The 21,184-nt window shown below is 42.0% G+C and carries 17 protein-coding genes; 10 read left to right on the top strand and 7 right to left on the bottom strand.

Translation table 11 applies throughout. The features are described from left to right. The first annotated feature begins 42 nt into the window (after positions 1-42). From JMY00_RS06020 to JMY00_RS06030, 3 genes are all read left to right on the top strand, one after another. Positions 43-633 carry a DUF1543 domain-containing protein gene (locus JMY00_RS06020; RefSeq protein WP_201579477.1) on the top strand — a complete coding sequence of 197 codons (591 nt, stop codon included), beginning with the start codon at positions 43-45 and terminating at the stop codon, positions 631-633. A gap of 206 nt (positions 634-839) precedes the next feature. Continuing rightward, positions 840-5,072 (top strand): ATP-dependent RNA helicase HrpA, encoded by a 4,233-nt coding sequence (gene hrpA, locus JMY00_RS06025; protein WP_240990669.1) that lies wholly within the window; start codon positions 840-842, stop codon positions 5,070-5,072. 140 nt (positions 5,073-5,212) lie between these two features. After that, positions 5,213-5,818, top strand: a complete 606-nt coding sequence (locus JMY00_RS06030; RefSeq protein ID WP_201579478.1) for a class I SAM-dependent methyltransferase — start codon at positions 5,213-5,215, stop codon at positions 5,816-5,818. 164 nt (positions 5,819-5,982) lie between these two features. Here the strand turns inward: JMY00_RS06030 and JMY00_RS06035 are convergent, their stop codons facing one another. Next, positions 5,983-6,312, bottom strand: a complete 330-nt coding sequence (locus tag JMY00_RS06035; RefSeq protein WP_201579479.1) for a hypothetical protein — start codon at positions 6,310-6,312, stop codon at positions 5,983-5,985. 262 nt (positions 6,313-6,574) lie between these two features. Further along, on the bottom strand, positions 6,575-7,426 hold the full coding sequence (locus JMY00_RS06040; protein WP_201579480.1) for an AraC family transcriptional regulator: 852 nt from the start codon (positions 7,424-7,426) through the stop codon (positions 6,575-6,577). Positions 7,427-7,592: 166 nt separating this feature from the next. On the opposite strand from JMY00_RS06040, the gene JMY00_RS06045 reads away from it, so the two are divergent. Further along, positions 7,593-8,006 carry an organic hydroperoxide resistance protein gene (locus JMY00_RS06045; RefSeq protein WP_101204365.1) on the top strand — a complete coding sequence of 138 codons (414 nt, stop codon included), beginning with the start codon at positions 7,593-7,595 and terminating at the stop codon, positions 8,004-8,006. 171 nt (positions 8,007-8,177) lie between these two features. Here JMY00_RS06045 and JMY00_RS06050 read toward each other — a convergent pair whose 3' ends face one another. Then, a complete protein-coding gene (locus JMY00_RS06050) occupies positions 8,178-9,095 on the bottom strand; it encodes an EamA family transporter (RefSeq protein ID WP_201579481.1) in 918 nt (305 codons plus the stop codon). Between the two features lie 322 nt (positions 9,096-9,417). Between JMY00_RS06050 and JMY00_RS06055 the strand changes: the two genes are divergently transcribed. Then, positions 9,418-10,101: a YetF domain-containing protein gene (locus JMY00_RS06055; protein WP_201579482.1), complete on the top strand. Its 684-nt coding sequence runs from the start codon at positions 9,418-9,420 to the stop codon at positions 10,099-10,101. 131 nt (positions 10,102-10,232) lie between these two features. Here JMY00_RS06055 and creD read toward each other — a convergent pair whose 3' ends face one another. The 4 genes from creD to pnuC form a co-directional block, all read right to left on the bottom strand. Further along, complete coding sequence (gene creD, locus JMY00_RS06060; protein ID WP_201579483.1) at positions 10,233-11,843, bottom strand: cell envelope integrity protein CreD; 1,611 nt, start codon at positions 11,841-11,843, stop codon at positions 10,233-10,235. Positions 11,844-12,012: 169 nt separating this feature from the next. Then, the gene (locus JMY00_RS06065) at positions 12,013-12,537 is read right to left on the bottom strand and encodes a TIGR00645 family protein (protein WP_102093027.1); all 525 of its coding nucleotides are present in this window, start codon (positions 12,535-12,537) and stop codon (positions 12,013-12,015) included. Positions 12,538-12,616: 79 nt separating this feature from the next. Next, positions 12,617-13,204 carry an ATP-binding protein gene (locus JMY00_RS06070; RefSeq protein WP_238070168.1) on the bottom strand — a complete coding sequence of 196 codons (588 nt, stop codon included), beginning with the start codon at positions 13,202-13,204 and terminating at the stop codon, positions 12,617-12,619. Continuing rightward, positions 13,176-13,886, bottom strand: coding sequence for a nicotinamide riboside transporter PnuC (gene pnuC / locus JMY00_RS06075; RefSeq protein WP_102093029.1), 711 nt, complete (start codon positions 13,884-13,886; stop codon positions 13,176-13,178). The genes JMY00_RS06070 and pnuC overlap by 29 nt, the downstream gene beginning before the upstream one ends. 296 nt (positions 13,887-14,182) lie before the next feature. Here pnuC and JMY00_RS06080 point away from each other — a divergent pair, with 296 nt between their 5' ends. The 5 genes from JMY00_RS06080 to dnaX all read left to right on the top strand — a co-directional run. Further along, on the top strand, positions 14,183-15,328 hold the full coding sequence (locus JMY00_RS06080; protein ID WP_201579484.1) for a beta-ketoacyl-ACP synthase III: 1,146 nt from the start codon (positions 14,183-14,185) through the stop codon (positions 15,326-15,328). Between the two features lie 234 nt (positions 15,329-15,562). Continuing rightward, positions 15,563-16,654 (top strand): peptide chain release factor 1, encoded by a 1,092-nt coding sequence (prfA, locus tag JMY00_RS06085; protein WP_201579485.1) that lies wholly within the window; start codon positions 15,563-15,565, stop codon positions 16,652-16,654. A gap of 130 nt (positions 16,655-16,784) precedes the next feature. Further along, entirely contained in the window at positions 16,785-18,323 is a 1,539-nt protein-coding gene (lysS, locus tag JMY00_RS06090) for a lysine--tRNA ligase (protein ID WP_102090341.1), read from the top strand. A gap of 115 nt (positions 18,324-18,438) precedes the next feature. Then, positions 18,439-19,701 carry a hypothetical protein gene (locus JMY00_RS06095; protein WP_201579486.1) on the top strand — a complete coding sequence of 421 codons (1,263 nt, stop codon included), beginning with the start codon at positions 18,439-18,441 and terminating at the stop codon, positions 19,699-19,701. Positions 19,702-19,770: 69 nt separating this feature from the next. Beyond that, positions 19,771-21,184, top strand: a 1,414-nt coding sequence (gene dnaX, locus JMY00_RS06100; RefSeq protein ID WP_240990670.1) for a DNA polymerase III subunit gamma/tau, incomplete at its 3' end; no start/stop codon positions are given.

A 21,184-nucleotide genomic window follows, 5' to 3' on the forward strand; every position in this document is an offset into this window, starting at 1 on the left:
TTAGATTAACTATGGGTTTTTATTTAATAGAGATTACGTAAAATGCTAACACTATATATGGTTCAATTGGGCGGCCGTCCTAAAGGCCGTCTGATTGAGCAACACGATATTTTTTTTGGCGCAGCCTATCAAGTGAGTGACTTGATAGGAGATATCAATGAACATTGGCCTGAGGTAAAAAATAAATGGCATATTGATTCGTATCGAGCGATTGCCAAAGTGGGTAGTTATGCCATCAAGTTAATTGAACCAAGTGAGCAAGTAAAGGCTGCTGCTGACTTAAGGTTATTCTTTATCAATCTAGGTGGCTATCAGCAGGACAGTTTTGAAGAATTCCATTATAAGCTACTCATCGTTGCACCTAACCAAGCTGACGCCATCAAACAAGCAAAAAAAAGTGATTTTTATAAGCAGTTTACTTTTAAAGATGAAACGTCACCTTTTAATGCAGCTTCTCATATTGATGATAAGTTTGCAGTAGATATAGATGATATATATAACGTAAACGATCTTATCTCCAATGTTCAGCTTTCGATTGAGCCTATTAGTGATACAGATGAGCTGAATGCTAAAGAAGACAAAGAGTACGTCGGCTATCTAAGCATCAAGAATTTAGAGAAATTAGCGCTATAATAGGTTTATCTAAATTTTATAAAAGTAACCCAATACACGCCTGATTAAATGAACTTAATGGATAGCTTAAGTTCGGATACGTTCTGTAATGTGTGATAGTTTCAGCATTATTGATACAAGAGCAATCAGGACTCGACTAACTTGAATCATACCCCAATTAGCCCCATAATCTAACCACTTCTACATAATAAATAGCCTAAGCAAATATGCCCAATACTTCTAAGCCCAATATTCCTAAAAACAGCAATTCAGATACATCTACTGTAAATGAAACTCAAGATACTAAGAAGCCAGCAGTACCACTGGCGGATTTATCAGTTCTTGCTAAAGACAGCTATTACTTAAGCCGTCTTGAGCGAGAGCTGGCACGTGCTGCCGTGTCTAAGAATAAAAAATCTAATCAGGGTTCTGAACAAAAGAACAATCTAGATGATGTACTCGCCAAGAAACGTGCTCAGTACGAGAAAATAAAAACGCGTTCTCAAGAAGCTGTGCAGGCACGTATCGATAGTATTCCAAGTGATTTACCTGCCAAACTAAATCTGGATTTGCCTGTTAGCCAACGCGCAGAAGACTTAGTACAAGCGATTATCGATAATCAAGTTATTATCGTTGCTGGTGAGACGGGTTCTGGTAAAACGACGCAGTTGCCTAAGCTTGCAATGCTAGCAGGGCGCGGTATTACAGGGCAGATAGGGCATACACAGCCAAGACGATTGGCCGCTCGTAGTGTGGCAAACCGTATCGCAGAAGAGCTGGGTGAGCCATTAGGTAATACGGTCAGTTTTAAGATTCGCTTTAATGAGCAAGGGACAGCGCAATCTATTGTAAAGCTCATGACGGATGGTATTCTGCTCGCTGAGTTGGGTCATGATCGGTTTTTGAGTAAGTACGATACGATTATTATTGATGAGGCGCATGAGCGTAGTTTAAACATTGATTTTATTATGGGTTATCTCAAAAAGATGCTGCCCAAGCGCCCAGATTTAAAAGTTATTATTACTTCGGCGACCCTTGATACCAAGCGCTTTAGTGAGTACTTTAGCCGTTATGATAGCAAGCTAAAACGGCAAGTTCCTGCACCTATTTTTAATGTAGAAGGGCGTAGTTTTCCAGTAGAAGTCCGTTATCGTCCTTTGACAGATGAGCCAGTAAACAGCTCAGAAGATGACAGCTACGATGATTTTGAGGAGAACCTACCGCGTGCTGTGGTTGCTGCTGTTGAAGAGTGCTTTAGCGATGCGCAGAGTAAAGGTCACGCCGATCAAGCTGATATTTTGATATTTGCTGCGACTGAAGCAGAGATTCGTGAAACGCAAGAGGTGCTTGAGCGTCATGGCCCGCGCCATACCGAAGTGCTGCCACTATTTGCACGGCAGACTTACGAAGAGCAGCAGCGTATCTTTCAGCCATCGGGTCGAGGTCGCCGTATTGTTATCGCGACCAACGTTGCTGAGACTGCATTGACTGTGCCGGGTATTCGCTATGTGATCGACTTGGGTTTCGCGCGGATTTCGCGTTACTCGTATCGCTCGCGCGTACAGCGTTTACCGATTGAAGCAATTTCCCAAGCAGCGGCTAATCAGCGTAAAGGTCGCTGTGGCCGTGTCGCTCCAGGTGTTTGTATTCGTCTTTATAGTGAAGAAGATTTTAGTGGTCGCCCTGAATTTACTGAGCCTGAGATTTTACGCACCAATCTAGCGTCAGTAATCTTGCAAATGGCCAACCTACGTCTGGGTAGTGTGGATGACTTTGAGTTCATTGAGCCGCCTGATAGCCGATTGGTCACTGATGGTCATAAATTGCTAGATGAGTTGGGCGCTATTACTTCCAAGAAAGATACCGCTGCTCAGGACAAAGCCAACAAGCCAAAAGCGAGAAAAGGGCTTGACCATCTACGTTTGACAGCAACTGGTCAGAAAATGGCACGTATGCCAATTGACCCAAGGCTGGCACGTATGCTGGTGGCTGGTTCTGATTTTGATTGTATTCGTGAAATGCTGATCGTTGTGGCCGCGCTCGCTGTACAGGATCCACGCGAGCGGCCTGCCAATAAACGCACGCAAGCGGATCAAAAGCATGCGGTTTTCCGTCAAGACGACTCTGACTTTCTGTTTTATCTGAGTCTATGGAAGGCACTGTTTGAAAAAGATGAAGACGGCAATAAATTGTCTGGCAATCAGCGTAAGCAGTTTGCTAAGAAAAACTATTTAAGCTTCCCGCGTGTACGTGAATGGCATCAGACACATCGTCAATTGGTACAAATGGTCACTGAGCTGAAATTAACGGATGTCAATGAATCAAAAGCTGCTGATAAAAATGTGGCTGTCAATGATCCGACTGCGATCGAAGACGAAGAGTTAAAAGCAGTTAAATATGCCAATCTGCATAGAGCATTGTTAACAGGATTGTTGTCTATCATCGCGCATAAGACTGAAAGCCGCGGTGAGTATTTGGCTGCGCGTCAGCAAAAGGCCAAGATATTCCCAGCCAGTACGGTGTTTAAACAGATACCCCCTTGGGTGATGGCGTTTGAAATGGTGGAGACTTCACAAGTCTTTATGCGTACTGTTGCCAAAATCGAACCAGAATGGATTATCTCAGCGGCAGGTGATTTGCTCAAATATCATTACTTCGAACCACATTGGTCCAAGAAAACAGGACGCGTCAAAGCTTACGCACAGATTAGTCTGTTTGGACTGATTATTATTAGTAAACAGCTGACCAACTATGAGCAAGTCAATCTGGTTGAATCACGAGAGATATTTATCCGTGATGGCTTGGTAACTGGTAACTTTGGTCGCAATGCACCATTTTTGCAACATAACATGGATAAGATTGCTCATGTTGAGCGGATCGAAGACAAGCTGCGTCGCCGTGATTTGTTGGTGGATGAAGAGACGCTCTATCAGTTCTATGATAAGAAAATCCCTGAGCACGTTGCCAGTCGTAAAGCGTTTGAGGATTGGCGTGCAGAAGTGGAGAAACATGATGCCAAGCATCTATTCTTTACTGATGAAGATGTACTTAATAGCCAAGCGCCGACCACAGGGGATTTCCCAGAAGTGTGGAAGCTGGGTGATTTAAAACTGCCGCTCCGTTATATCTTTGATCCAGCCAGCGATGATGATGGCGTGACCATACGTGTGCCACTTGCCGCACTACCGCAGCTCGATGCGATTGAGCTACTGTGGGGCGTACCCGGTTGGCGCTATGAATTGGTATTGCAGCTGCTCAAGTCGCTACCAAAAGAGATACGTCGTCAAATTGTACCGATACCCAATACCGCAGACAGTTTGTTTGATGAGTTGCAGCCAAAGGGTGGACAAGGATTGCTGAAGCAGCTGTGTCAGGCATTGCATCGTCGCGGCATTATGTCGGTGACGCCAGAGAACTTCAATCCATCTACGATTGATCGCTATTTGCAGCCACAAATCTGCGTGGTCGATGAGAAAAACCGTATCATCGAAAAAGGCCGTGACCTGCAAACTCTACAGATTCGTCATGCATCTGAAACCAGTCAAGCGGTAAATGAGCAGCAAGGCGTGCATACTGAGTTCCCTGAGCATTTTGCTTTTAGCAAAAATCATCATAGCGCAGGTGTGGTGATGAAACAGTTTGCAGCGCTTGTCGCTGATGAAGCGGGAGAAGCTGTATCGATTCATCAATACACTGATGTCAATGCAGCACTTCAAGCACATCGCATCGGGGTGCTGACTTTAATCAAAGGAAAACTTGGTGCAAAGAAAAAGCAGTTAACGAGCCAAATCGACAGTATATTTAAAATGGCATTTGCGCCACTTGGCGACATGGATAAACTCAAAACGATCGTTATAGATGCTGCGTTAGACGCGGCTCTCGAAGAGCACTACGTCTTATTTGATCATGCTGAAAATTTACCAGAAAGCGCCGATGATATTGCAGTCGGATTGAGCGAAGAGCTACCGTTTACCTCTGAAGAGTATGCCCAGACTCTCGAAGTGGTAGTGAATAACTTTTTATTAACTGGTCAAAGCGTTATCAAAACGCTTAAGAATGTCTACACTCGTTGGCAACGTATTCGCCAAGGGTTGCTGATGCTAGATCGTGAAATATTTGGTGAGTCTATCGATGATATCGAAGATCAGTTAGAAGATTTACATTTGGCTGATTTTGTTTATCGGATGGATTACAGCCATTGGCAACAGTACCCACGCTATCTTGAAGCGTTACAGATTCGGCTAGAGCGTCTGGAGCACAATCTCGACGCCGACCTCGATGGTGTTTATGCTCTTGACTTGCATATGGAACGGCTAGCAGGACGTGCGGACAAAGAAGCCATCAGTGAGTATCGCTGGATGGTGGAGGAATACCGTATTCAACTGTTTGCCCAGCCTATGAAAACTCGTATGGCAGTATCGCCCAAGCGTCTAAGCAAAATGTGGGACAAGGTGAGTTAGGCTAAATTTTAGTTTTGTATGGTACGTCATGTTATAGAGCACACATTGATCTTAAGATACGGGCTCTATAACTAAGCGTTCTAAATGCCATATGTTACCTACTAAATTAGATATCAATCTCAAATAAAAGGACAATTAAAATGTGGGATGAACGCTATAGCGGTACAGAGTTCGCATTTGGCACTGAACCTAATGATTTTTTGAGAGAGACATTTGAGCAGATACCTGTAGGTGGACACGTACTTTGTCTAGCAGAGGGCGAGGGTAGGAATGCAGTATTTTTAGCTGAGCAAGGCTTCAAGGTGACTGCGATGGATATGTCCGAAGTAGGGTTAAACAAAGCGAACAAGTTGGCCAAAGATAGAGGCGTAGCTATTACCACCCAAGTAGCTGATTTAGCAGATTACAAATTTGGTCAGGATAAATGGGACGCCATAGTTTCTATCTGGGCACACGTTCCTAAAACGGTACGTCAATGTGTACATGCACAAGTTGGCACCGCTCTCAAGCCAGAGGGAGTATTTATCGTCGAAGCTTATACAGAACGACAGCTTGAAACAGAGGCAGTCGGTGGACCACCAGCCAGTCAAAGGGAACGTTTTGGCGATTTAGAGAACTTTCAAAATGAGCTTGTAGGGCTGAACGAAGTGATTGGTGTAGAAAAGTTGCGTATGGTATCAGAAGGAAAACGGCATCAAGGGCTTAGCGCTGTAGTACAGTTTGTTGGCAAAAAAGCCAGCAACTAGCCGTTGTAAGTTAAATGTATTAGTCGTTTTAGTAGCTATATACATAGTTAGAGAAGATAGTTTGCAAACTACCTTCTCTATGAGCTATTGGGGCTTAATGTCTGATAATTAGTGACTGGTATCTAATGAATGGTACTTGATAACTGATACTTAATGATTGGTACTTAATGGCTAATCTTTTCTGTCAGTACACCCATGCTATAAAGTACATAAGCAATCACAGTTAATGCGACGATAAATGGAGTAAACATCCAAATCACAATATTGATTAAAAGTGATGGTAACAATCCATTGAACAGCTCAATATCTGGTGCGAAAAAATCGGTCATAACATCGACGGCACGCTTAGCAATAGGGAATAGCAAAGTGCTAAAAGCCAACATGTAAATGTACTTGCTAAAGCCAGGGTCACTCATGACTACCATAAAGTAGAACACTGTAAAAAACGTGATGCCAAGTGCCCAGCATTTTAGAGTGTAGCTTAAACGAATCATGTTATCTCCTCCCTAAGCTTTCTATTGATCGCTTTACATCGATCGTACGCAGAGTAAAGCTGCTCCTATACATTCATTATTTTAAATATACACAATATGTTATAATACGAATATATAGTCACGTCAACCAATTTTTCTATTTATTTAAAATACTCCATAAATCATTCAACTTAAAAATGATATTTTTTAAGGAATGCTTTCGTAAATATAATAGTAAATAGCCTAAGCAAAAAAATTTTTTTATTAAAAAATAAGATTATAACTACAACTCGTTACTCGGGCTCAGACCAAAAAACCGCTTATATTCTCGGCTAAACTGGCTAGGGCTTTCGTAGCCTACTTGCATCGCTATTTGTGATATTTGCGCTCCATGCATCTTAATTAAGCGCCTAGCTTCCATTAAACGTAAGTTTTTCTGATACTGTAGTGGACTCAGCTGGGTTATTTCTTTAAAGTGCTGATGAAACCCAGAGACACTCATGCCGCATCTACTAGCCAAGCTCTCAACCATGATAGGTTCATCTAGATGTGCCTTTATCCAGTCAGTCGCTTGGGCAATGCGGCGTGTATGGCTACCGCTAACGACCAATTGTTTAAGTTTGTTGCCTTGCTCAGCCAAGAGTAGGCGATAGTATATTTCTTGTTGAATTAGAGAAGACAGAAAATCAATATCGTTTGGATAATCAAGCAAGCGTATCAATCGCTCAAACGCGTCCATTATGGTGTCATCTAGGTGCCACTTTATCCCTAAATGATTGCCTGCTACTGGTTGTGTGGTCGGTATCTGCGCTAACACATCTCTAATCATGGCTAAATCTAATTTCATTGATAAAACAATGACAGGGTTCTTTATCGAAGCGTGCTTGATATGCATACTTAGCGGTATATTAACTGGACAGAACATCAAGTTACTATTGTCAAACCTTTGACAGTCAGCACCCAAATAAATCTCGCGTTCTCCCTGCAATACAATACAAATACTTGGCTCTTGAATATAGCTTACGGCTTTGCTTGGTTTGTCCGCGCAGTAAAAGAACAAGCCTGAAACAGCGGACTCGATGGTTTTATTTCTAGGTAGTACTGCTAAAAGTTGGTCAATAGTCGTTTGATTCATCACGAGTGCTTATTTTATAGAGTTGCCTGATAGTATAAATATTTGTAGGATTAGGCAAGAGTTATAGAGGTTTGTTCTAACGTATAAATGCAGAGGATTCTATAATAATCTCATCGCAACAGCGTAAGTACGACCTCTAATAATATGAAACAAGGAATAATTACTCATGAAAATATTTTATAAAACGCGTGCAACCGCTACTGGTGGACGTTCTGGCCATACTGGATTAGACGATGGTTCTTTAGGATTTGACTTGGTATCTTTTCAAGAGCAAGACAAAGAAGGCGTGAATCCAGAACAGCTTTTTGCCATGGGTTACGCGGCTTGTTTTGATAGCGCTTTGAGCATGACAGCACAGCACATGAAATTGCCTGTTACCGCTTCAAAAACTTCTGCGCAAGTGGGTATCGGTATGAAAGCTGACGGTAGCTACAACCTAGAGATAGAGTTGTCTGTAGAAGTATCAGGTATTGATGAAGCGCAGGCGCAGCAGCTGATAGAAGCCACGCATCAGGTGTGCCCGTATTCTAATGCTACTCGTGGCAATGTCGATACTCGTCTAGAAGTTACTGTTGCTTAAATGCTATTGTTCAACGACTGTTGACCGTAGACTAGCAATATTAAAATAATAACTCGAATATAAAACGCCCCGATTTATAAGAGTCGGGGCGTTTTATGTTGTCTGGTAGAATCATAAGCTGGAACTTTTTCTGAGCAGTTTAGCTAATGATAGGTTGTTAATAGCATTATTTTATACCGGTACTTTTTTATTTAAGGTAAACACCAAGACCGCGCCCAAAATGACCGTACTTGCGATAATAAAGGGCATAGTTAACTGCTCAGATAAAAATATCACACCTAGCAACGCAGCAATCACAGGTACACATAGCTGAACGATAGCGGCTTGTGTGTTTTTCAATAGTGGCATCGCTGTATACCAGATACTATAGCCCAACCCTGAGGCGATCGCTCCGGATGCACAGGCGAGTAGTACACCTTCAATGGTAATACCATCCAAATTGATATTTTTCAAAACTAAGTCATCTAGATACGTCATACCTACCAGTAGTAGTATAGGCACAGCGACTAAACTACGCACAAAATTAAACCCTGTCGCTCGCAGCGGTGAGACACATGATTTGCCGCGTATACTATATACTCCCCAAGCTATGCCGCTCATAGCCATTAACGCTGCAGCCAATGGTGACGGTATGGCAGCGGATGGCAACATCAGATATACAAACCCCGCCACTGCAACGACAAACGCTAACCATTGTAGCGCGCTGAGCTGTTCTTTTTTATAGATACCCCAGCCAATCATCGTCAGCTGAACCGCTGAAAACAAAATCAATGCCCCAGTGCCAGTATCCAGCTCTACATACGCAATTGAAAAGCACAGCGCATAAATCACCAAGCTGAGACTACTTAACCAACTGCCTTTGTCATTTAATATAGCGTGGACAGTAGATTCGTCATGATTAGACGTTTGGCGTCGCAGTCTGTGAGCATGTATAGCCATGATAATGCCTAGACAGGCCGTCGCACTAACTAGCCTGATGATGGTAAAGCTCCAAGCATCGATGTAGCCTTCCGCCAATGCCATTCGGCAAAACAGAGAATTTGCAGCAAAGGCGATTAACGCAATAATAGTATAAATCGTGGCTTTCAAAAGTAATTCCTACAATGAATAAATGGCACAAAACAGGCAAACATAGGATTTTAGTTTTAGGTCTTAAGATACGCTGTTATAACGAACGTTTATTCTTAGCAAAGATAATAGATTTATAACTGATTAATCTATTCGATAGCCGTTTCACAAGACAGGATATTTTGTCGTACTTATGGCAAAAAGTCTCTTTTAAATCAGAATAACGATAGTTGTATTGACGATAAGGTCTAAAAATAGGGATGATGTGCTTTGCATCAAATGAATCTTTAGAACAACATTCATTAAACACAATAAATCAGATAAATAAATAGGAAACGATAGTATGGATTGGGCAAGTATTTTTATTCATGACACAACTTGGTTGTTTGCCGTTGAAATCTTAATACGTGTCACTGTCATGTTTGTATTGATTATCACATTTTTGCGATTCACTGGTAAGCGCGGTGTCCGTCAGCTCTCTATTTTTGAGTTAACCATCATTTTATCGTTAGGCTCTATTGCAGGTGATCCCATGTTCACCGAAGACCTGCCCATCATTCAAGCAGTATTAATCATGGGTACCGTCATTTTGCTCTATAGGCTCTGTACTTGGGCAATGATGAAATTTCAGCCTTTTGAAGACCTGTTAGAAGGCAAGTCACTTTATATTGTAGAGGATGGCATGCTAGTACTTGATAAAATCAAAAAAGGGGAGATGTCACATGATGAGTTTTTTGCTGAAATGCGTCAGCAGGGCGTTGAGCATTTAGGGCAAGTTCGTGTTGGTTTGCTCGAGACAGATGGTAACTTTAGTATCCTATTACATACGTCTGAAAAGACAGACTACGGTATGCCGCTTTTCCCTAAGCAATATCGACCTGTCGAGCAAGTAGAGCCAGGTATCTATTATGCTTGTATGTATTGCGGTTATGTTGACGAAATCTCTGACCCCAATCAGTGTTGCCCACGCTGCGCGGATAATTGTAATAACTGGGCCAAAGCTTTAAACAATCATATAGTCAAATAATATAAGCACTTGGCTGCCTTAGCTCAGTTAATAAGCTAAGGCAGCCAATTTTTTTCAAATTATCAGATAAAAACCTCTCATTTACTGACAGTTTGTCTGACTTGCTTTATACAGCGCATGGCTCTCATCATTTATGTCACTTTATACCAGTCAAGTTTGCGAGTCATCACCATCACGCAGGCAAGTATCACAAAGCAGAATATCGCACCCAGTAATAGATTGAGATCTTCTGTACTTAAAATACCGAAAAACGCAGCATATAGCCCAGCAAGTGTCGCGGTAAAGATTACTGCCCGTTTTAAACCGCCAAATACATAATAGCTATACCAGCCAATAAGCCCAACACAAGCACTGGCCGCTACCATATAGGCTTGCCAAAATGCGATTTGTTCTGCAAGTGGTAGTAATAAGACATAAAAGACAAATAGTGCGCAGCCGACGAGCAGATACTGAATAGGGTGGATACGACTTGATTTGAGCACTTCAAATAAAAAGAAAGTGCCAAAAGATACCAAAATTAATAGCAAGGCGTACTTCATGGCTCTTTCAGTTTGTAGATAGACATCATTAGGGCTCGCAAAACTAACGCCAAAGCTGTTTAGCAGAACACTTTGATTACTACTAGCTACTACTGCACTGTCTGTCGTCAGACCTCTTGAGGCCTCAAACGAATCAGGGTTGTAAGACTGGCTATCGGTATTGAGCGTTGATTCACTTATGATTGTACATTGCTGGTTAGGTGCGCTGAGACATTGAGAGAGGTATTGATTGTTGGCGACGGTTAGATACTGATTTTGCCAACTGGCATCAAATCCTTTAGCGGTGATGCTCTTAGTATTTGGTAATGCTTTACCGATGAAGTTTGGTGTCTGCCAGTCACTGTGCATAGACAAAGTAAAGTTCTGCCCAGTTGGGACAGTCGTTAAATTACTAATGCCAGCTAATGGTAAGTTGATCACAATATTGAGCGCTTGATTGTCTTTAGGATTAGATAACTTGCTACTCACCTCTGATTTATCTAGATTTTTATTTATTGAGCCTGTGGTAGCCAAGCTATCTTTATTCTGCTGGCTAGTAGGATTTTTTAATTGCTCCAATACGTCTTTAGGAATATCTGCTTCGACATAGCTTAAGTTCTCTATCATTGGTATCTGCGGATAGTTTGCTGCAATTGTTTTTTGATTAATTGTGACAGTAGGCAGGGTAGCGACACCGCGTAAGTCAGACACGGGAATGATAAGTTTTGCTTTATTCCAGTGGGTAATGGTTTTGGCTAGTTGTGTCTTATCTGCATCATCGTCAATTGTAGTGCCAATCTGATCTAAATTTGCTAAAGTCTCATCAAGCGTATAACTCTGATAGAATGTCAGCTGACCATCATAGCTAGTAGCACTATAGATACCGCGTTTATAAGTATCAGTACTTACTTTTAGGTTCTGTGCTGCCTGCGTCTGAGAGGCAAAAATCGTCTCAATCTTCGAGTATGACGGTTCGCATTTGCCCTTTATATTTGGTGTATCAGATGCATTTGACTGACATGCCGGTGTGACTGTCGTGGGAATAGCTATAAATGGATTAATGACTTCTTGTGGATTGACATGCTGCTGGGTGATTTCTTTTATCACTGACTCTGCGTAGTACTGCCTCTCGTATATGATATCGCCAATCATAGTGAGACCAATCGAAAAAACGATACAAAGTCCTACAATGATGGATAACTTAGTCAATAATGTTTTTTGCATGTTGTCGCCTCCTAAGTGTCTTTAATCCACAGTTGCCGAGATAGCAGACTGTGGCTTTAAAAGACATCATAGAGAGGGCATGAAGAGAAGATGTGCAGGAAATATGGAATAACTGTGAAAGGGTAAAAGTTGATATTTTCGGATAATTATTTTTCGATTATTAATGTTTTTAATGCTTTTTCGTATCGCCAACCACTTTATCCATGATAGCGAATAACAAGCCAGACAATACAAAGGTCATATGAATAATAACCTTCCACATGAGTTTGTCAGCATCAAGTTCACTCATTCCGCTAGATATATCCATAAAGGACTTTAGCAGATCAATCGCAGAGATAGCGACGATTGCTCCGATAACCTTTAGCTTTAGACCAGAAAAGTCTACTTTGCCCATCCAGCTAGGACGATCATCATGAGTGCCAGTATCGATTTTTGAGACAAAAATTTCATAGCCACTGAATATAATGATAAGCAATAAACTGGCAACTAGAGAGATATCAACCAATACCAATATATCTACAATCACACTGGCTTCAGAGGCCGTCAGAATGTCAGCGAACATGTGCCATAGCTTTTGGACAAACTTAATAAATAATAAAATAATGCCTAACACCAACCCTAGATAAAAAGGTGCCAGTATCCAGCGGCTATTAAATATGGTTTTTTCTAAATAAAGCTCAAACTTCTTTAGCATGGGTATCTCTTAAGTTTTAAAGACAAGAAAGTCTTAAAGACACAAATATGAATAATTTTTTGGGTATAGCTATTTAGCTTTAGTCAGGCGATATATTATCTATATTAGCGAGCTGCGCTACTACTTGCTGAACGCGCGCTTTTCTATCGCCACTAATGCGTTGAAATGGTTTTTGATGCTTGCTTAATTGACTGGCGAAATAGTCGCTTATCTCATCGCGTTGGTGTGGACTGTCTCGCAGGTCATCAGCCACCCATGGCGTATCAACCTCAGTCAATAATATCAAATCATAGTGATGCGCCAACGCTGCTTGCTCAAGATCCGTTGGGCAGTCGCCATAATACCAATAAGAATAAACCATCAGCTCAAACAAACTGGTATCGCAAAACAAATAATGACTGGCATTAGACGACTGAGCGACTTGTTTGGCCAAGGTATTCTCTAGTGTAACCTGTCCCTGTGCGATAGGGATCAGATCTTCCCACGTACAAGTCAGCTGCTCGTCGTCCCACTTTGCCTGTAAGTAGGTGCGCATGTATTCTGACACCCAAGGAGTATCAAAATGCTCGGCCAAATCACGACATAAGGTCGTCTTACCCGTACTTTCTGCCCCTAAAACCGCGACGTTGATGACAGATTTAGGCGTATGCTGCTCGAGGTTGTACACGGTAGCGTCGTTGCCATTCATAGTATGCCCAGATTGCGATAAGAGTGAAGACTACATATTGTAGCGCGGTAAAAGTAAAACCTTTATAGAAGTATAGTGGTACCGATATCGCATCAGCGATGATCCAGAGTATCCAATGCTCGATTTTGCGCCGTGCCATGAGCCACATTGCCATCAAAAATAAAGCAGTAGTGAGCATGTCAGTATAATCGACCCAAGTAAATAGATGGATTCCAAGTACCGCACCATCGAAACTGAAGCCATTATTAATCACTGGACGGAAGTAATAAACCAATCCTACAAAAGCTATCGTTCCTGCTGCCAAAGCAGATAGTATCGGGATGTCACCTGCATGCAAATGCTCAATACGGACATTATTGGCATTTGACTGCTTGTGCTCAACAGACTGGTTTTTCTTATTCTTTGACCAGTTAATCCAGCCATACAAGCTCATCACGGTATAGTAAGCATTGATGAACATATCGCCAAACAGCTGCCACTTCCACAGTAGGTACACAAATATAGCAGTGCTGACCAGACCGATAGGGAAGACTAAAATATTGGTTTTGCTGGCGAGTAAGACACTTGCTACGCCGAAGACAACGGCAATCAGTTCAAGAATGATGAATATTGTAGAGTAGTCAGCGTATTGACCAAATAACCAGTTGAGAAGTTCTGCCATTAGTATTCCTAAACATGAGCGCGTATCAATATTCTGAATAATCAAGATAGTTCGATGAATAGTACAGACCAAAATGATACCAATTATAACGTAGCTATCGCAAAAGGACGGCAGTCTTTGCTAATTTATGGCAAGAAACAGATTATTTGTAACAAAGTATTAGAAAAATTATAATATTCAGGCATAATAAACACACTGATTTTAAGTTTACAGTTATTCACTGAATTTGAATGGCTATTATTTTTCCACTTTTATGCTTATTCCAAGCACCACAGTAGTAGACAAGGAAGCTTATCATGACGACTTGTATCACAGGCACTGGTCTTTATATCCCACCTTACAGCATTAGTAACGAAGAGCTAGTTGAGTCATTTAACCAGTATGTTGAAAACTATAATACCGAACATGCTAAAGAGATAGCTGCAGAGACAGTGACGGCACTTGAGCCTTCTTCAGCTGCCTTCATCGAAAAAGTATCTGGTATCAAATCACGTTATGTGATGGAAAAAGAAGGTATCTTAAATACTGAAATCATGGCGCCAGTTATCCCTTACCGTAACTTGGGCGAAGAGTTGTCAGTCATGGCCGAAATGGGTGCAGCAGCACTGAGAGACGCTTTGGCTGATGCTGGACTTGAGGCCAACGACTTAGATGGTATCATCCTTGCTTGCTCAAACTTCCAACGTACTTATCCTGCGGTTGCCATCGAAATCCAAAACGAAATTGGTATGATTGGCGGCTTTGCTTATGATATGAACGTTGCGTGTAGTGCGGCGACGTTTGGTCTGTCACAAGCACATGGTTCTATCATCTCTGGTTTGGCCAAGCGTATTGCTGTGGTCAACGTTGAGATTACCTCAGCGCATCTAAACTGGCGCAACCGTGACAGTCACTTTATCTTCGGTGATGTAGCGACTGCTTCTATCGTTGAAGAATTAGATACGCCAAAAGGTTATGAGATTCTAAACTCTAAGCTATTTACTCAGTTTTCGACCAACATTAAAAACGAATATGGCTTTATGGATCGCTCAGAGTATCTAGCAGCACAGACTGAAATGTATCCAGATATCAAAGCACCGGTCACTGACAAGCTGTTTTTGCAAAACGGTCGTAAAGTATTCCGTGAAGTCTGTCCGAAAGTGTCAGAGATTATCACTGAGCACTTGCAAGAAAACGACATCCCAACATCTGATGTTAAGATGATGTGGTTGCATCAAGCCAATGCCAATATGTTGGATTTGATTCTACGTACCGTGGTTGGTAAAGATGCCGATAAATCGATTGCTCCGAGTGTTATTGCTGAATTTGCCAATACTAGCTCAGCGAGTCCTATGATTGTATTCCATCGCCACAAAGATGACTTAGTATCAGGCGATCTGGGCGTTATTTGCTCATTTGGTGCAGGTTACTCTATTGGATCGGTCTTAGTTCGCAAGGTCTAATACTTTGACTACTTGTTTTGATAAAAATAGCTAAGAATATTCTTAGCTATTTTTTTGTCTGTTGTTTTTGCTATTGAAATTAAGCTGTGACATCTAAATATAAACAGAGATGTTGGAGAAGATAACATCGAGATTACCGACAATATCAACAAGAATGATTAGAGGTTTTAATTTACCCCAAAAAATTTGCTATAATCACGAGCTTATTCCTCTTATCTAATTAAAAGTCCTTTTATGAAAGAATCCTTACGCCTGCGTTTAGACCAGATGGTAGACCGTTATGAAGAGGTCACCGCTTTATTATCAGATCCTAGTGTCATCAGTGATAATAATAAGTTCCGTGAATTGTCTGTTGAGCACAGCGAATTGATGGAGATCACGACGCTGTGGCAAAACTACGTGGGTGCAGAAACGGATCAGGCCGATGCAGAAGCGATGCTAGCCGATGCAACAGATCCTGACATGAAAGAGATGATGATCGATGAGATTGAGAGTGCGCATGATACCATCGTAGAGATGGAAGAAGCGCTTAATCTGATGATGCTACCAAAAGATCCCAACGACAAAGTACCAGCGTTTTTGGAGATTCGTGCAGGGACAGGTGGCGATGAAGCAGCGATTTTCTCTGGTGACTTGTTCCGTATGTACCAAAAATACGCGCAGAGCCAAGGCTGGACACTAGAAGTGCTCTCTGCAAATGAAGGTGAGCATGGTGGTTATAAAGAAATCATCACTCGCGTATCTGGCAACAGTGTATATGGTCGCCTAAAGTTTGAATCGGGCGCTCACCGTGTACAGCGTGTCCCTGAGACCGAAAGCCAAGGTCGTGTTCACACATCAGCTTGTACGGTTGCGGTCATGCCAGAAGTTGAGATTGATGATACCGTTGATATCAATCCTGCTGATATCAAAATGGATACTTTCCGCTCAAGTGGCGCTGGTGGTCAGCACGTGAACACGACTGACTCGGCCGTACGTTTGACGCATATTCCAACGGGTACCGTGGTAGAGTGTCAGCAAGAGCGTAGCCAACACAAAAACCGTGCGCATGCTATGAAAATGCTGGTCTCTAAAATTCAACAAGCCAAAGTACAAGCACAGGTTGATGTGGCGGATTCTATACGTCGTGACTTGGTCGGTAGTGGCGATCGCTCAGAGCGTATCCGTACCTATAATTTTCCACAAGGTCGCATGACTGATCATCGTATCAACCTTACCTTATACAAACTCGACTCCATTATGGAAGGCGACTTGGATGAGATTCTTGATGCACTATTACGTGAGCATCAGGCTGATTTGATGGCCAGTATCGGTGGCAATGATTAGTAGTTAATCTTTAAAAGTACTAACAGTTTTATCGTTTTTATCACCATGTCTGTTCTTATAATAATAAGTATTGATTTAATTTTTCTGTTTTCGTTTATCCATTTAATTACCTAAAAATATTGAGAGTGTTATGTCAAAGCACAATAATCAGAACCAAGATCAAACCCCAGTCGTAGAAGATGCTAACGAGCTAATCGCACAACTGCAAGCCAAGCTAGACGATATCAGTGCTTCAGGTAAACAGCCGTATCCTAATACGTTCAAACGCACTGATTATGCGCAAGACTTACAGACGGCTTTTGATGGTGTCTCAAAGCAGGAAATTGAAGAAAAAGCAGCGAATGGTGAAAAAACACAGGTCAACGTGGCAGGTCGAGTCATGCTTAACCGTGGTTCGTTTATCGTGATCCAAGACATGACAGGCCGTATTCAGTTATATGTAGCACGTAAAGAGCTTGATGAGGAAACGCGTGCGAGCATTAAATCACTAGATTTGGGTGACATCGTTGGTGTATCAGGCTATATCGGTCGCTCAGGTAAAGGCGATTTGTATGTGCATATTGAAGAAATTACGCTACTGACCAAATCACTACGTCCAATGCCAAACAAGTTCCATGGCTTGGCTGATGTCGAGGCGCGCTATCGTAATCGTCATCTTGATTTGATGACCAATGAGACGACTCGCAATACCTTTATGGTTCGTAGTCAGATCGTTAGTGGTATTCGTCAATTTATGCTCAATGAACGTTTTATGGAAGTCGAAACGCCAATGATGCATCCGATACCAGGCGGTGCAGTAGCCCGTCCGTTTGAGACGCATCATAATGCATTAGACATGCCTTTATATCTACGTATCGCGCCTGAGCTTTATCTTAAGCGTCTAGTCGTTGGCGGGTTCGAGCGCGTATTTGAGATTAACCGTAGTTTCCGTAATGAAGGGGTTTCAACCCGTCATAACCCTGAATTTACCATGATTGAGTTCTATCAAGCATACGCTGATTATCATGACTTAATGGATTTGACTGAGCGTCTGTTTAATCAGTTAGCAATAGATGTGTTGGGCACAACAGAGCTTACGTATCAAGAAGAAGCCATTAGCCTAAAAGCACCATTTGCTCGTCTGTCAATGTCTGATGCGATTGCAAAATATGCTGAAAACTTTGATATGACACGTATCAATGATCGTGAATACCTAGCAGAATATGCATCTACGACACTTAAGCAGCAAGTCAAAGATGTGTTTGGTGTGGGTAAACTACAGACGATTATCTTTGAAGAAACGGCTGAGCATCAATTACGTCAGCCAACGTTCATTACTGAGTACCCAGCTGAGACCTCGCCTCTAGCGCGCCGTAGTGATGACAATCCTGAGATTACCGATCGCTTTGAGCTGTTCGTTGGTGGTCGTGAGTTGGCCAATGGTTTTAGTGAGCTTAATGATCCAGCAGACCAAGCCGAGCGTTTCCGTGGTCAGGTTGCTGAAAAAGACGCGGGCGATGATGAAGCCATGCATTTCGATGAAGAGTATATCGAAGCATTATCTTATGGTTTGCCACCGACAGCTGGTGAGGGTATTGGTATTGACCGTTTAGTAATGCTATTTACCGACTCTGCTAGTATCCGTGATGTGATCTTGTTCCCGCATATGCGCCGCAAACAAGATAGCTAAGATGGGTTTGCTTGCTATAAATCCAAACTGATACTTAACTCAGCACAAAAAGCTTTTGCTCATTTTCACAGAATGGGTATCAGCTTTTTTGTGAAATATCGTTTATAGAGGTATTATGGATATTCAGCAAGCATCACATGCGCCATGGCAAAAAATGATTCAGCAATGCTTTTTATCATTGTATGAGTTGCTTGATGACAAAATCACTGACTCTGATCATTTTCAGGGTTATGATTTTGTTTTTGAGTTTTCTGGCGCTACTATTTATCTGCTCGTCAATACGGTTGTGATGCAAGCGAATAGACAAGAAGTGGATAATGCTAAAGTTCGTGAGTGGAGAAAAGAAGTTGTTAACCAACTCATCAAACGCCACGCTCAGATTTATCAAAAAAACGATAGCCTAGTTGTAGATAGAAGTGCCGCGACAACTGATAAAGCAGTTTATTTTATTGGCTTGACGTCATTGTCTATTAATCATCAAGACGATCAGTCGGGCCATTCATCTTATGCAGTTGGCTACGAATATGGCAGTCGGTTTTTTGCAGAAGACTGTGTTTTAGACTTAGATGATGAGCAAAGTATCCTACAAGTCTTTAGTCATCAAAACTTCGTTGATATCCTCAATCAGTTGGTGACGCCAAGTGATTTGACAACTTTTTTAGATTTTCATCGTCGTCAACTATCTAGCTTTGCATCATTTCAAAACGAATCGACATTGCTTAAACAGTTTCTACAATCACCGGACTTTCACCAAAGAGCGATTAGGATACAAGAACAGCTAATTGATAGTGAGTTAATTGAGCAAGTTGAACTACGCTTACTTAAAGCAGTAGAGCCGAATCAGACCGTGTATGCCGATGCTTTAATGGCTGAGATGCAAAAAAATACTCGGATGTGGTTCAAGCTGTTTAACAGTGTTCTTGAGCGTTATTATGAAGCGGGTAGACCTTTACCAAATGATCAGGTTGATATTTTGGTAGATGAGTCAATGTATACCTATGCATGTCTAGTAGAAAAAATCTTAGCTTATAGAACCATGGATCAAGACTCGCGCTGGAATGGATACGTCCGCCATGAGCATTCTTATCATGTATTTGGCCGCCATTATCTCATGGTGTTTTATGCGCAGGACGATAGCAGTTCGCTAAGCGCAGAAAATGTTAGGCTCTCTTATAAAGATTTATTGTCAGACATCAACGTCCAGTTACAAGAGCCAGTGATGGACGATTTATTTTTACTGGGCGTAGAGTTTAGGCCGTGCGAAGACAGTGTAAACACTGAGGTTTATCTGGATATTTTTCATCAAGCAGGCTCAGTGATTGATGAAAGCACTCAACGCTTATATGACCGACTGGCCCAACTTCAAGCTCAGTTATAACCTAAACATAGTATGATTCATTAGTTTGACGCTCCCTTTATATTTGTATTATTTACATTGGCATTTCTTATGACGCAGCAATATCAAGTTTTAGCTCGCAAATACCGACCAAAAAACTTTCATGAGTTGATTGGGCAGACGCATGTGTCTCAAGCGCTGATTAATGCGATTGATTACAATCGTCTGCATCATGCTTATCTGTTTACTGGAACTCGCGGAGTGGGTAAGACGACGATTGCGCGCATCTTATCTAAGTGCTTAAACTGTGATACAGGTATTACCAGTACCCCTTGCGGCGTATGTGATAACTGTGTTGCTATTGATCAGGGACGTTTCATTGATCTTATTGAGATTGATGCCGCTTCTCGTACCAAGGTTGAAGACACGCGTGAATTATTAGACAACGTGCCTTATGCGCCAAGCCAAGGACGTTATAAGGTCTATCTGATTGATGAAGTACATATGCTGTCTACGCACAGCTTTAACGCGCTACTTAAAACGCTAGAAGAGCCACCGGAGCATGTGAAGTTTTTATTAGCGACGACTGATCCACAAAAGTTACCGATTACGATTATTTCGCGCTGCTTGCAGTTCGTTCTGCGACCATTACCTCAAACGTTACTTAGCGAGCACTTGGCAAATATCTTGACCAAAGAGCAGGTAGGCTATACTCAGCCAGCGATTTGGCAGTTGGCAAGTGCAGCCAAAGGTTCTGTACGTGATGCGTTATCATTGACCGATCAAGCCATTGCTTTTGGTCAAGGCGCACTGGATGATGCGACTGTCAATGCAATGCTTGGTCTCATTGATGCTGCTGACTTAGTGCGTCTAATCACAGATATTTATAATCATGATAAGTCTGCGGTTGCTGCTCATATTGAGCAAATGCGCGCGCAAATGGTCGATGCGACTAGTATGTTTGATGGGCTCGCTGAGCTGTTACATCAGTTGGCATTAACTCAGCTGTTACCTGAGGTCGCTCTTAATGTCAATGAGGCGCAAGCAAAAGATATTTATACGCTAGCTCAGCATATTAGCCCTGATGTCTTGCAGCTGTATTATGAGATTGTTGTACAAGCCCGTGAAGGTGTCAAGCTTGCAAGTACACCGATGCAAGCGCTTGAGATGTGCATCTTACGATTACTGGCGTTTCGTCCATTGCCAGTCGATGAAGTCTTGAGCAATACTTATGATAGTGATGGGTCTGCTACAAAAGTACCAGCTATAGAGCCAGTTTCTTCCGCATCAGCTCCAGATGCTATTGCACATGAAGCGTCAGCACCGCCGCCAGAACTTTATAGTGTTGATTATCAGACACCAAGTCACGATGAGCTGCAAAGCGGTATTGATTATAATGACAATTTAGCGCAGTCAGTGACTAGTGCTAAGCCTGAACCAGTTGTTGAGCCTGAACCAGTTGTTGAGCCTGAACCAGTTGTTGAGCCTGAACCAGTTGTTGAGCCTGAACCAGTTGTTGAGCCTG

This window comes from Psychrobacter sp. Pi2-52, assembly GCF_904846705.1.
In the GTDB taxonomy this organism is placed as follows: Bacteria; Pseudomonadota; Gammaproteobacteria; order Pseudomonadales; family Moraxellaceae; genus Psychrobacter.